The organism is Nonomuraea sp. NPDC005650, from assembly GCF_040605375.1.
GTDB lineage: Bacteria > Actinomycetota > Actinomycetes > Streptosporangiales > Streptosporangiaceae > Nonomuraea.
Window position 1 is genome coordinate 37,173 of record NZ_JBEXCR010000072.1, and the last position, 12,824, is coordinate 49,996.

Sequence of the window (12,824 nt, forward strand, 5' to 3'; positions counted from 1 at the left end):
GTTTTAGACGTCAGAGTATACAAACCTACGTCTACCTTATGGAGGAGTCGTGTCCGAGCCCGTTCAGCTGCCGTTCGAGCAAACAGGCCCGATGCAGCCGGCGCTCCTGCTGCGCCGACTGCAGGCCCGAGGACCCATCCACGCCATCCGCACAGCGGTCGGCGACCCAGCCTGGCTGGTGACCGGGTACGAGCAGGTGCGCCGACTGCTGGACGACGACCGGCTCGGCCGTGCCCACCGCGAGCCAGAGCGCGCCTCCCGTACCGGAGAGTCGGCGCTGTTCGGCGGCCCGCTGGGCGACTTCGACACCGAGCAGGCCGACCACCGCCGGATGCGCACACTGCTGCAGCCGCACTTCTCGCCCAAGCGCATGCGCGCCCTGCGCGGTCGCGTCGAAACCCTCACCACGACCCTGCTGGACGAGCTCGCCTCTGCCGGGCCTCCTGCCGACCTGCACGCCGCGCTCGCCCTGCCGCTGCCCATCGCGGTCATCTGCGAACTGCTCGGCGTCCCCTACGACGACCGCACGCAGTTTCGCGCCTGGACCCAGGCCGCCGCCGACATCACCGACCGGGGCCGCTCCGAGCAAGGGCTGGCCGAGCTGTTCACCTACGGGCAGCAGTTGGTGGCGCGCAAGCGAGCCGAGGGCGACCCGGACGCCGATGTGATCTCCCGGCTGGCCGCCACCGAAGGGGTCAGCGATGACGAGGCCGCCGCGATGGGCATGTCCCTGCTGTTCGCCGGACACGAAACCACCGTGACCATGATCGGCATGGGCGCGCTGTGGGTGCTGGCTACCCCCGGCCAGTGGCAGGCCCTGGTGGACGACTCTGGCCGGATCGACGCGGTGGTGGAGGAGGTCCTGCGCGCGCCGGGCCTGGGTGGCGGCGGCATCCCCCGCTACGCGCGAACCGACCTGGAGATCTTCGGTACGCAGGTGCGGGAGGGGGATCTGGTGCTGTTGGATACAGGCGCGGCCAACCACGATGCGGCCGTGTTCGGCGACCCGGACCGGTTCGACCTCGACCGACCGACCGTGCCGCATCTGACCTTCGGGCACGGCGCGCGCTACTGCATCGGCGCGCCACTGGCCCGCATCGAGCTTCAGATGGTCTTCGCTCAACTCGCTGCGCGCTTTCCCACGCTGAAGCTGGCCTGCTCGGTGGAAGAGCTGACCTTCAATCCCAACGTGCTGACCGGAGGCCTGACCGCGCTACCCGTCACCTGGTGACCGCCATGTCGAAGACGAATGTGCGCCGGCCGATCTTCGGCCGGGTGTATCCCAAGATGGCTCGCGCCGCAGGCGCGTACCCCGTTCTCCTTCCACGTCCTCGGCGCCGCCACGCCCACAGCATGATCTGATCAGTCGACCGGAGCGGTGATGCCGGTGGCTCGGGCGAGCAGGGCGGTCGTGCTCGCGTTGCCAGTGGCGGCACGTCCTCCGGGTCCTGCCCTGTGCGTCGTGGGCCAGCGTGCCGGGTGTTCAGTGATCCAGCGGGCGGCGAGCAGGCCGGAGGCAGCGGTGAGCACGGCGGCGGCGGTGACGGTGGCGTTCAGGCCGAGGGCGTCGGCGAGGATGCCTGCGATGAGGGCGCCGGCGGCGTAGCCGATGTCGCGCCAGAAGCGGTACGTGCCGAGCGCGCTTGCTCTCCAGGCGGGGTGGGAGTGGTCGGAGACGGAGGCGATCAGGGTGGGGTAGACCATGGCGGTACCGAAGCCGAGCGCGACGGCCGACAGGATGCCGGCCAGCAGGGGGCGCTCCAGCAGGGTCAGAGCGAGGACGAATCCGCCGGCCTGGACGAGCATGCCGGTGACGATGAGGGGTTTGCGGCCGATGCGGTCGGTGAGGTGACCGGCGGGAATCTGGCCGATGCCCCACAGCAGTGGGTAGAGACCCTTGATGAGGCCGACGGCGGCCAGGCCCAGGCCGTGGTCGGTGAACAGCAAGGGGAACACACCCCAGGCAAGGCCGTCGTTGAAGTTGTTGACCAGCCCGGCTTGGCTGGCGCCGCGCAGCGAGCGGTTGCGCCAGGAGGTGCGGGCAAAGGTCTCGGCGAGCCTGGCGCTGTGTCCGGCGAGGAGCGGCTTGGGGTGCTGGGAGAGTTCGAGGGCGACGTGGGCGGCGGTGTCCCGGACGATCAGGGACAGGGCCAGACCGGCGGCGACGAAGATGACGCCGATGAGCTCGGGAATGGGGCGCAGCCCGTAGACGGTGGCCAGGTAGCCGGTGAGCAGGGCGGTGGCGCCGACTGCGACGTATCCGGCGGCCTCGTTCAGGCCGGTCGCCAGACCGCGGCGGGCCGGGCCGACGAGGTCGATCTTCATGTTGACCGTCATCGACCAGGTAAGGCCCTGGTTGAGGCCGAGCAGCACGTTCGCGGCGACGATCCATCCCCAGGAGGGTGCCCAGGCCAGTGCGAAGGGGACGGGGATACCGATGAGCCAGCCGGTGAGCAGGAGCTGTTTGCGGGTGAAGCGGGCTGTCAGCGCGCCGGCGGCGAGGTTGGTCAAAGCCTTGGTGAGGCCGAAGGCGATGATGAAGGAGAAGACGGCCAGGTCGCTGGTCAGACCGAAGACGTTGGTGCCGATCAGCGGCATGGTGGTGCGCTCCAGGCCGACAAGAGCGCCCACGCAGACGTTGACGATGACCAGCAGGGTGAACTGCAGCCAGTTTTCCCGCAGCCCGAGCTGCACGGGTTTGACCGTGTCCGTGCTCACCGGGCATCGCCTTGCGAGCCGGTGAGCCGCTTGCCGTGGGCGGTGGCATACTCGGCGGGGCCGCCGTTCAGGACGGTGAGGTCGGTGCGGCCGGCGCGTTCCAGGATGCCGGCGGCGGTCATGGCGCGCTCTCCGTGCCCGCAGGCCACGAGCGCGCCCGCCGGGGCCTCGGCGGCGCGATCAGCCAGGTCGCCGAGCTCGAGGTTGACAGCGCCGGGAACGTGGCCGGCGCAGTACTCGGCCTGCTGGCGCACATCCAGGTAGGGGCCGGCTGGAGCCTGGCCGGCGGTGACGAACGCGGTGGTGGCTTGGGGGTTGCCGGCCTTCAGCCAGGCGCGCATGCCGCCCGCCAGGCGTCCGGCCAGCCGCTCGTACCCGATCTTGTACGCCTGCCAGACGATCTCGCCGACATCCTGGCTTTCGCCGGTGACGAAGACCAGGGGTGTGGTGTCGGGCAGCAGCCAGCCCAGCCAGGTGGCGAACGCCTCGCGCAGCGGGATGGAGATCGCGCCGGCGATGTGGCCGGCAGCGAACTCGGCCGCGGGCCGCACGTCGACGACGTGGCCGCCGTCGGCGAGCAGCGCCTTGACCTGCCCGGCATCCAGCGCGGGCAGCGATGGCGCAGCGGTCAGGACCGCAGGGCCGCGCCGGTTGCGCTCGGTCAGGCGGCTGAAGTAGGAGGGATAGGAACCCAGGCTCGCCAGCAACTGCTTGACGAAGGTGTCCTCGTCGGGCGCGGCCAGCAGCGGGTTGGTCTGCTTCTGGGCACCGATGGTGGTGGTGCGCTCGGCACCGGGCGGGGCCGAGCAGAACGAGCCCGCGCCGTGCGTGGGCCACACTGCGGTCTCGTCCGGCAAGGTGGCCAGGTGACGGAGGGAACGGTACTGGGCACGGGCCAGTTCCTGGCTACGGTCGGCGCCGAGCAGATCGGTGCGGGCGGCGGAGTTCACGATCAGTGAGCCGCCGGTGAACACCCCCAGCTCCCGGCCGCCGTCCAGCAGCAGGAAAGACAGGTGCTCGTCCGTGTGGCCAGGGGTGGCCAGCCCTCGTAGCCTCAGCCCGCCCAGGTCAACCTCGTCGCCGTCGGCCAGGCCCCGATGCGGGAAGGTCCGCTGTCCGGCTGCGGAGGCCAGCACGATGGCGCCGGTCTCGTGGCCGAGCTGCACGGCGCCGGACAGGAAGTCGGCGTGCAGGTGCGTGTCCGCCACGTACGCCACGGTCAGGCCGCGGCGCTGTGCGGCGGCGTGCAGGGCGCGCAGGTCACGACCGGCGTCCACGGCCAGGGCGCGGCCGTCGCCCAGGTCGACGAGGTAGGCGCTGTTGCCCAGCCCTTCGTCGACCAGCGCTAGCAGGTGGTCGTCGGCGAATCCCACGGCTGTCCTCCAAAATCTAGCGTGAGAGGTGATGTGACTGTTTGTGTCATTACCTCCACCTTCATCTACAATATTCCATGAAATATTGGAGGATGTCATGGCGGAGACCACCGCAGCACAGGCCAAGGCTCAGCTGTATGAGGCATTCGCGGCCAGCGGCAAGGCGCTGTCCAGCGGAAAGCGCCTTGAACTGCTCGACCTGCTTGCCCAGGGGGAGCGAACCGTCGAGGCGCTGGCCAAAACCGCAGGGCTGAACCTGACGACGGCCTCGGCCCATCTGCAGACGCTCAAGCAGGCCGGGTTCGTCGCCGCCCGCCGTGAGGGCGTGCGCATCCACTACAGGCTGGCCGGTGAGGACGTTGCCCAGCTGTTCGCGCTGCTGCGCAAGGTCGCCGAGAACCACCAGGCGGCCGTCCCCGCAGCGAGGGTGACCTACCTCGGTGAGGACGGCGCGGTGGAGGTCACTCGCGAGCAGTTGCGCGCCCGGGTAGCGGCCGGAGACGTGGTGGTGCTGGATGTGCGGCCCGTGGAGGAGTATCTGGCTGGTCACATTCCCGGCGCCGTCTCCATCCCCGTCGCCGAACTGGCCGACCGGATCAGCGAGCTGCCCGAGCACGCCGAGATCGTCGTGTACTGCCGCGGCGAATATTGCGTGCTCGCCTACGACGCGGTGCGGCTGCTGACCGATCGCGGGAGACGGGCGATCCGGCTGAGCGACGGCATGCTGGAGTGGCGGTTGGCCGATCTGCCCGTCGAAGCGGGACAGCTCGCGTGAAGGGCCGTCTCGCGCCACACCCCGGACTGGCCGGCGGACCGGTCTATCTGGACTACAACGCCACCACCCCGGTCGATCCACGGGTAGCCGAGGCGATGCTGCCGTACCTGACAGACTTCTTCGGCAACCCCTCCAGCAGCCACTCCTACGGCGCCGAGCCGAGAGCGGCTTTGGAGAGAGCCCGGCGTAACGTCGCCGCCCTGATCGGGGCCCGCCCCCACGAGGTCGTGTTCACCGCCTCCGGCTCCGAGGCCGACCTGCTCGCCGTGCGCGGCGCCGTCGTCGCCTCCGGCCGCCCCCGCTCGCACGTGATCACCCAGGTCACCGAGCACCCTGCCGTACTGGAGACCTGCCGCTCCCTGGAGCGCCTGCACGGCGCGCGCGTGACGGTGCTGCCGGTCGACGGCAACGGGCTGGTCGACCCGGCCGCGCTGGGCGCCGCGCTCACCGAGGAGACGGTGCTGGTATCGGTGATGGCCGCCAACAACGAGACTGGAGCGCTGCAGCCGATCGCCGACCTCGCCGACCTCGCTCACCGATACGGGGCGCTGTTCCACTGTGACGCCGCTCAGGCCGTCGGGAAGATCGCCGTCGATGTCCAGGCGCTGGGCGTGGATCTGCTCACCGTGGTCGGGCACAAGATGTACGCCCCCAAGGGCGCCGCCGCCCTGTACGTACGCGACGGCGTAAAGCTGGAACCGGTCGTCTACGGCGGCGGCCAGGAGCGCGGGCTACGGGCCGGCACCGAAAATGTCGCCCTGGCCGTCGCCCTCGGCACGGCCGCCCAGATCGCCGCGGACGAACTCGCCGACGGCGCTGCCGCCCGGATCGCGGCGCTGCGCGACGACCTCCACGAGAGGCTGGCTGCCGGGCTGCCGGGCCGCGTCCATCTCAACGGGCCACAGAAGCGGCGGCTGCCGAACACCCTGAACGTCAGTATCGACAGTGCCCTTGGGCACGAACTCCTCGCCGCGGCGCCTCAGATCGCAGCCTCGACCGGCTCGGCCTGCCACAGCGGCACCCACACCCCCTCCCCGGTCCTGACCGCCATGGGTCTGGAGGCCGCTCGCGCACTGGGGGCGCTGCGGCTGTCATTGGGTCGCTGGAGCACGCCCGCAGACATCGAGACAGCGGCAACTGCCCTGATCAAGGCGGCTGCCGCGCGGTGACAGGGCCTACCGGCCCACCGTCGAATCGAAGAGCAGGAGAGGCATGACTGACACCACCGCGCAGGGACTGTCCACCCGCAGCGTGCACGCCGGAGAACGTCGTGACCCGCAGGGCGCCATCCACACCCCGCTGTACGCACACTCCACATTCGCGTTCGACTCCACCGCCGATCTCCTCGCCGTCGTCGAGGGCCGCAAACCGGGCAACCTCTACACCCGCTACGGCCTCAACCCCACCATCCGCTCGACCGAAGACAAGCTCGCCGACCTGGAGTGCGGCCAGCAGGCGCTGGCCTTCTCCTCCGGCATGGCCGCCGAAGCCGCCACCTTCCTGGCCCACACCCGCACCGGCGAGCACATCGTGTGCCTCGGCGACGTCTACGGCGGCACCTTCGAACTCCTCGGCGCCAACCTGCCACAGCTCGGCATCACCACCACCTTCCTGCGCGCCGACGAAGCGAGCCGGCTGGGCGAGGTGCTGACCGACCGCACCCGCATCGTGTTCTTCGAGACCCCCTCCAACCCCACCCTGGACGTCTTCGACATCGCCACCCTCTCCGCCCAGGCCCGCGCGGCCGGCGCGCTGACGGTCGTCGACAACACCTTCGCCACCCCGGTCAACCAGAACCCGCTCCAGCACGGCGCGGACCTGGTCATCCACTCGGCCCGCTCCATCCGCTCCCTGCCCGTACGCGTACGGGCCCAGAACGCCACCGCGACCGCCGTCGCCTCCTTCCTGGCCACCCACCCGCGCATCAGCCGCGTCAACTACCCCGGCCTGGCCACCGGCGAAGCCAAGAGGATCGTCGACGCGCAGATGCGTGGCAACGGCGGCATGCTCAGCGCCGTCCTGGACGCCCCCGCCGAACAGACCGCCGCCGTCGTGGACCGGCTGCGCATCTTCGCCATCGCCCCCAGCCTCGGCGGCGTCGAAAGCCTCATCACCCAGCCGATCACCACCACCCACCACGGCCTCGACCCGGCCGAGCGCACCCGGCGCGGCATCGCCGACAGCATGATCCGCCTGTCCGTCGGCCTGGAGGACGCCGACGACCTCATCGCCGACCTCGCCCAGGCCCTGGACGTTTCCTGACCCCTGCGCCATCCCGGCCCGGTCGCCCCGGGCGGCCGGGCACGCCGGCCGATCTCTGCCCTCGACGAAAAGAAACCGCCCAGTGACCAGCAACACCCCACCCGTCACCGCGACAACCCCGGACCACCAGGCGCAGCGCCGCGTCCTGACCGTTCTCGTCATCTCCCAGATCCTCAGCGAGCACCTTGGGGATTTCGCCGGTAATGTCGATGCCGACTTCCGCCATGGCCTGTACGACGGCTGGGTTGACCCGGTCGGCGGGTGCCGATCCGGCCGAGCGTACGCGCACGCGGTCGTCGGCCAGGTGGGTGAGGAAGGCGGCGGCCATCTGGGAGCGGCCGGCGTTGTGTACGCACACGAACAACACCTGCGGTGCCATCTCGTGCTGGTCGGGCTGATGAGACACCGGGTTCTCCTATCGAGGCTCGGCGGCGGCCTGCCGCGCGGGGTCGGCGGCCGGGACCGGGGCGAGGTCGGGCAGCGCGTGCGGGGCGCGCGGGTAGAGCGCGACCAGCAGCAGGCCGCCGAGCGCGGCTCCGGCCAGCTGGGCGGCGACGAAGCCGGGCACCGAGGCGGGTGCGATCCCGGCGAAGGTGTCGGTGAAGGCCCGGCCGAGGGTGACAGCGGGATTGGCGAAGCTGGTGGAGGACGTCCACCAGTAGGCGGCGCCGATGTAGGTGCCGACCGCGGCCGGGGCCAGCGCGGCGCGGCCTTGCCGGGCCAGGGCGAAGATCAGCAGGATCAGCCCGGCGGTGGCCCCTACCTCGCCCAGCAGCAGGTGCGGAGCCGACAGGGCGCGGGCCGAGAGCTGGAGGGCCGGCAGCGCGAACATCGCGTTCGCCAGCACCGCCCCGGCGACGGCGCCGGCGACCTGCGCGGGCAGGTAGGCGGCCAGGTCCCTGCCGCGCAAGGCTGGGTCGGCGTCGCGGCGGGTCAGCAGCCAGGCCGCCACGGACACGATCGGGTTGAAGTGGGCACCGGAGACCGGGCCGAGGACGAGAATGAGCACGGCCAGGCTGGCGGCCGTGGCCAGGCTGTTGGCCAGCAGTTGCACGCCGACATCGCGCGACAGCTCGGACGCCATGATGCCGGAGCCAACCACCTCGGCCACCAGGGCGGCGGTGCCGGCGAACTCGGCCAGCGCCCGGCGCGGCAGACTCACCCGTACCGGATTCACTGGGCGGCCGCGGCGAGCGCGTCGGACAGGGCGAGTGCGCCGGTCAGGCGCTTGAGCATGGCCGGCACGATCCAGTAGTAGACCCAGGTGCCACGCCGTTCGCTGTGGATGAGCCCAGCCTTGCGCAGCACCTTGAGGTGGTGGGAGATCGTCGGCGCGGTCACCGCGAACGCGCCGGTCAGTTCACACCGCACACCTGCGGGTGCCGAATATTCATCCGTGCAGGCCATAGGGGTAATGCGCTCTCTTGCGCTCCCGTCGCGCGCCCGCACGGCATCTTGGTTGATCGTGTTACTGCGCTTGGCCTACCTGACGATGACGACCACCTTCTCGTTCCTGGGGCTGCTACCCAGGACTAATCGCGACAAGGAGATCGAAATCTTGGTGTTACGGCACCAGCTGATGGTGCTGCAGCGCCAGGTGGCCAGGCCTGTATTCACGCCGACGGATCGGTTCCTCCTCGCTGGGCTGCTTCACCGCCTGCCGATGGATAGACTCCGGCACCTTGTGTTGCTGGTCCGACCGGACACCGTCCTGCGCTGGCACCGCGATCTACTGCGGCGCCGTCACGCCGAGGCCGGCGCGCCTCGCGGGCGTGGACGTCCGCGTACCGTCCGGTCCGTACAATTGCTGGTGTTGCGGCTGGCGCGGGAGAATGTCTCATGGGGGTACCGGCGCATTCACGGTGAGCTGGCCGCGCTCGGTATCAAGGTCGCCGCTTCCACAGTGTGGGAGATCCTCAAAGCGCATGGCGTCGACCCGTCTCCCGAGCGGACCGCCACGACCTGGGCCGCGTTCCTGCGCAGCCAGGCAGGCGCCTTGCTGGCGTGCGACTTCTTCGAGGTCCGTACCCTCACCGGCGCTCGCCTGTACGCTCTGGCGGTCATCGAGCACGCCACCCGCCGTATCCAGGTCCTCGGCGTCACCGCCCACCCCACCGGCCAGTGGGTCACCCAACTTGGCCGCAACCTCGCCATGGACCTGCAGGATGCGGCTATCACGGCCGACTTCCTCATCCGCGACCGAGACGCCAAATTCACCGCGGCCTTCGACGCCGTATTGGCCGATGCCGGTGTACGCATCGTCAAAAGCGGTGTCCGGATACCGCGGATGAACTCCATCATGGAGCGCTGGATCCAGACCTGCCGGCGCGAACTGCTGGACCGGACCTTGATCTGGAACCAGCAGCACCTCCGTCACGCGCTTCGTGAGTTTGAGACCTTCTACAACGAGCACCGACCGCACCGCGCTCTTCGGCAGGCAGCTCCGCTTCGATCACTTCCCGATCCCGACACTGGGCCCGCTGGAATCGCACCGCTCGACATTCGCCGACATGATCGACTTGGTGGTGTGCTGAAGGAGTACCGGCATGCCGCCTGACCTGGCCGGATGAATAATCGGCACCCGCAGCCCGGCACGCCACTCGTGGAACACGGCGCCGACCAGTGGCTGAGATACATGGCCTACTCCAGGCAGTCCGACGGCGACAACAAGTCGGCCCAGAACTTCGACTTCGACAAAGATCCCGCCGACATGGAGGCGATGGCAAATGTCTACAACGCCACCACGACCGACCTGGGCAAGTTCGAGAAGCACGGCGGCAAGTTGCTGATAACGCATGGCACCGCTGACGAAGGGATCAGTCTGGCAGCCACTGTCGACTACTACAAGCGGCTCATCAAGGCCAGCGGCGGCCTGGCCACAACCCAAGCCTTCGCGAGACTGTTCCAGGTACCGGGAATGGCGCACTGCTCCGGCGGAGCCGGCTACGACAGATTCGACGCCCTGTCCGCACTCGAAACTTGGGTCGAACGCGGAACGCCCCCGACGAAGATCATCGCCAGGCGGTCCGCTCCGTCCACTGCGAGTGACGAAGCGATTCCTCTCTATCCCTACCCGCTTGTTCCCAGATTCCGCGGAACGGGAGACCCGGCAGATCCAGACAGTTATCGCGCGGTGACATCCGCCTCTTGGCGCTGACTCGACAGGCAGCGTCGGCGGCTTCGGTCACAGAACGCTGCAACTGAAGTTCGACTCGGTCCGCCGCTGGAGCTCTCGACCTCCGGCGGCCCCGGGATCAACCCGGGTTCCGCAGTCCGTAGTCACACGTGGCGGGTGGACCAGGGCTCCGGCGTGGTGGAGTCGGATGCCCGGATATCCGATTCGATGGGGCGTGAGAGGCGGCACAGACCTGCGCCTGCCGAAAATTTCATCCACGCAGGTCACGGCCCTACGAAGGCTTCGCGTGGCGGCGCGAACTCCGGCCACCCAGAAGATGGAACCGAGTGCGGTATGATGATCGGCCGTGCTCCTCCGCCTGGCCCACCTCACCATCACCAACACATTCGCCGCGCTGCGATTGCTGTCTATGAGCGATCGGGACAAGGACGTGAAATTCTTATCTTACGCCACCAGATCACCGTCCTTGAACGCCAACTCGGCACTGAGACCAGAGTGAGATTCGCACCCAAAGACCGGGCCTTTCTCGCTGCGCTCCTGACCTCGCTGCCCCGCGAGGTCCTACGCCGGCTGCGGCTTCTCGTCCGGCCGGACACTGTCCTGCGCTGGCACCGCGATCTGATGAGACGTCGTCATGCCCGTACCTGCCGGCCGAAGCGACGTGGGCGCCCACCCACGGTCGGCTCCATCCGCACTCTCGCCCTGCGCCTGGTTCGGGAGAACCCGACCTGGGGCTACCGGCGGGTCCACGGAGAGCTCACCACGCTCGGCATCGAGATCGCACCGTCCACGGTCTGGGAGATCCTCAAGCAGGAAGGTCTTGATCCGGCGCCCGAGCGGGCGTCCACCAGCTGGGCCGACTTCCTGCGCTCGCAAGCCGACGCGCTGCTGGCCTGCGATTTCATCGAGACCATCACCTTCAACGGGCAGCGCCAGTACATCCTGGCAGTCATCGAGCACTCCACCAGGCGCATCCGGGTGCTCGGCACCACCGCGCACCCAAGCGCGAACTGGGTCACCCAGGCGATGAAGAACCTGGTGATGGATCTGAACGATGCGGGCTGCCGGGCGCGCTTTCTACTCCGAGATCGGGACGGGAAGTTCCCGGCGCTCATGGACGAGATTCTCGCCGAGGCCGACGTCCAGACGGTGCTCACCGGTATTCGGATGCCGCGGATGAAACTCGATCATGGAGCGATGGGTGCAGTCCTGCCGCCGTGAACTCCTCGACGGCTGCTTGCTCTGGAATGAACGCCACCTGTGGCACGCCCTTCGCGAGTACGAACGGTTCTACAACCAGCATCGAGCCCACCAAGCCCTGGGCCAAGCGGCTCCGCTACGCACCGTCCCCGATCCGATCACGGATCCCGAGCAAATCATCGACCTGAACATACGCCGACGAGACCGGCTCGGTGGCATCCTCCACGAGTACTCACATGCGGCTTGACCTGCACGGATGGAATTATCGGCAGGCGCAGACTTCCGCAGCGGCATATACGTCCTCGATGCGACGTCAGAAAGAAACGTGCGAGATCCTGTTCGGCAATACGTCCATCCCCATCGTCGTAGACGAACGCCTTCGTCAGATCGACAACGGTCCACAGTACACCGGCATGAAATTCGGCCTGGGCAAGCGGGACTACCTCGCCTTCAGCGACAAGCCTTTTCCGAAGGGCGAGTCCTTCAGGGACTTCGCGGGAAGAGTTCGCGAGTTCCTGGATGAGAAGTCCGAACAACATGGGGACCACACGATTCTCACTATCGGGTGGCGCCTGAGTCCCGCCATCTTCGCGCACATCTGCCGCGGAGTCAGTCTGGAGGAGGTGATCATCGACAACGCGAATATTCGTGGCCCGTACACCTATGGGTGATCACAGTGGGATTCGGGATGACGCATCTGGTCGCCACAGCTGCCGGAAAGGATTGAGACAGTGAAAAAGTACATACTCTTCGATCATGATGGTGTTCTGGTGGACACCGAATTCTGGTACTACAAAGCCGGGGAACGCGCCCTCGCGGACATCGGATTGACCCTAGACCAGGACCAGTACCTTCGGGAGATGAGCCAGGGATTGGGAACCTGGGCCCAAGCCAGGGCGGCCGGCATCGATGAACAGACCATCAGCAGGCAGCGTCAGGTCCGTAATGATTACTATCAAGAGTATCTGAGGACAGAATCCATCGAGATTGAAGGCGTCGTTGAAGCTCTGGCCGAGCTGTCAAAGCACGTCCGGATGGCTATCGTGACAACCGCCAAACGTGCGGATTTCGAACTTATCCACGAGAAGCGCCGGATCAAGCAATTTATGGATTTCGTCGTTGTTCGCGAGGATTACGAGCTTGACAAGCCGCATCCGGACCCGTACCTGATCGGCCTGAGACGCTTCGGAGCCACCAAAGAAGAGGCACTGGTCGTTGAGGATTCATCCAGAGGGCTGAACTCGGCCGTGGCGGCCGGTATTGACTGTGCTGTTGTTCACAACGACTTCACCAAATCAAATGACTTCGCGCAAGCCGCCTATCGAATCCAAACTCTGGCTGAATTGAAGGACATCATCCT

General features: G+C 67.9%; 14 protein-coding genes and 1 pseudogene. 10 read left to right on the plus strand and 5 right to left on the minus strand.

Going from position 1 to position 12,824, the window contains the following annotated elements; all coding sequences use genetic code 11:
* Window positions 1-49 precede the first annotated feature (49 nt).
* Complete coding sequence (locus ABZS69_RS62465) at window positions 50-1,231, plus strand: cytochrome P450 (RefSeq protein ID WP_355393073.1); 1,182 nt, start codon at window positions 50-52, stop codon at window positions 1,229-1,231.
* A gap of 131 nt (window positions 1,232-1,362) precedes the next feature.
* On the opposite strand, the gene ABZS69_RS62470 is transcribed toward ABZS69_RS62465, so the two are convergent.
* Entirely contained in the window at window positions 1,363-2,718 is a 1,356-nt protein-coding gene (locus ABZS69_RS62470) for an MFS transporter (RefSeq protein WP_355393076.1), read from the minus strand.
* Window positions 2,715-4,091, minus strand: coding sequence for an MBL fold metallo-hydrolase (locus tag ABZS69_RS62475; protein WP_355393079.1), 1,377 nt, complete (start codon window positions 4,089-4,091; stop codon window positions 2,715-2,717). Before ABZS69_RS62475 ends, ABZS69_RS62470 begins: the two co-directional genes overlap by 4 nt.
* 97 nt (window positions 4,092-4,188) lie before the next feature.
* Between ABZS69_RS62475 and ABZS69_RS62480 the strand changes: the two genes are divergently transcribed.
* Genes ABZS69_RS62480 through ABZS69_RS62490 form a run of 3 tightly spaced genes read left to right on the plus strand, consistent with a single transcriptional unit; the run spans window position 4,189 to window position 7,128 of the window.
* Window positions 4,189-4,866, plus strand: coding sequence for a metalloregulator ArsR/SmtB family transcription factor (locus tag ABZS69_RS62480; RefSeq protein ID WP_355393082.1), 678 nt, complete (start codon window positions 4,189-4,191; stop codon window positions 4,864-4,866).
* On the plus strand, window positions 4,863-6,035 hold the full coding sequence (locus ABZS69_RS62485) for a cysteine desulfurase family protein (RefSeq protein ID WP_355393085.1): 1,173 nt from the start codon (window positions 4,863-4,865) through the stop codon (window positions 6,033-6,035). The genes ABZS69_RS62480 and ABZS69_RS62485 overlap by 4 nt, the downstream gene beginning before the upstream one ends.
* Before the next feature lie 43 nt (window positions 6,036-6,078).
* A complete protein-coding gene (locus tag ABZS69_RS62490) occupies window positions 6,079-7,128 on the plus strand; it encodes a PLP-dependent aspartate aminotransferase family protein (protein ID WP_355393087.1) in 1,050 nt (349 codons plus the stop codon).
* Window positions 7,129-7,306: 178 nt separating this feature from the next.
* Here ABZS69_RS62490 and ABZS69_RS62495 read toward each other — a convergent pair.
* From ABZS69_RS62495 to ABZS69_RS62505, 3 genes and pseudogenes are all read right to left on the minus strand, one after another.
* A pseudogene (locus ABZS69_RS62495) lies at window positions 7,307-7,507 on the minus strand (phosphotyrosine protein phosphatase); the annotation flags it as partial.
* A 36-nt stretch (window positions 7,508-7,543) separates the two neighbouring features.
* On the minus strand, window positions 7,544-8,290 hold the full coding sequence (locus ABZS69_RS62500; protein WP_355393090.1) for an aquaporin: 747 nt from the start codon (window positions 8,288-8,290) through the stop codon (window positions 7,544-7,546).
* Window positions 8,291-8,301: 11 nt separating this feature from the next.
* Window positions 8,302-8,499: a metalloregulator ArsR/SmtB family transcription factor gene (locus tag ABZS69_RS62505; protein WP_355393093.1), complete on the minus strand. Its 198-nt coding sequence runs from the start codon at window positions 8,497-8,499 to the stop codon at window positions 8,302-8,304.
* A 94-nt stretch (window positions 8,500-8,593) separates the two neighbouring features.
* Between ABZS69_RS62505 and ABZS69_RS62510 the strand changes: the two genes are divergently transcribed.
* The 6 genes from ABZS69_RS62510 to ABZS69_RS62535 all read left to right on the plus strand — a co-directional run.
* Window positions 8,594-9,685, plus strand: a complete 1,092-nt coding sequence (locus tag ABZS69_RS62510; RefSeq protein WP_355393115.1) for an integrase core domain-containing protein — start codon at window positions 8,594-8,596, stop codon at window positions 9,683-9,685.
* A 9-nt stretch (window positions 9,686-9,694) separates the two neighbouring features.
* On the plus strand, window positions 9,695-10,285 hold the full coding sequence (locus ABZS69_RS62515) for a tannase/feruloyl esterase family alpha/beta hydrolase (RefSeq protein ID WP_355393095.1): 591 nt from the start codon (window positions 9,695-9,697) through the stop codon (window positions 10,283-10,285).
* Between the two features lie 312 nt (window positions 10,286-10,597).
* Entirely contained in the window at window positions 10,598-11,485 is an 888-nt protein-coding gene (locus ABZS69_RS62520; protein ID WP_355393098.1) for a hypothetical protein, read from the plus strand.
* Complete coding sequence (locus ABZS69_RS62525) at window positions 11,454-11,711, plus strand: hypothetical protein (protein ID WP_355393101.1); 258 nt, start codon at window positions 11,454-11,456, stop codon at window positions 11,709-11,711. Before ABZS69_RS62520 ends, ABZS69_RS62525 begins: the two co-directional genes overlap by 32 nt.
* Window positions 11,701-12,135 carry a histidine phosphatase family protein gene (locus ABZS69_RS62530; protein WP_355393103.1) on the plus strand — a complete coding sequence of 145 codons (435 nt, stop codon included), beginning with the start codon at window positions 11,701-11,703 and terminating at the stop codon, window positions 12,133-12,135. The genes ABZS69_RS62525 and ABZS69_RS62530 overlap by 11 nt, the downstream gene beginning before the upstream one ends.
* A 60-nt stretch (window positions 12,136-12,195) precedes the next feature.
* The coding region (locus ABZS69_RS62535) for an HAD-IA family hydrolase (protein ID WP_355393106.1) at window positions 12,196-12,824 on the plus strand (629 nt) is incomplete at its 3' end.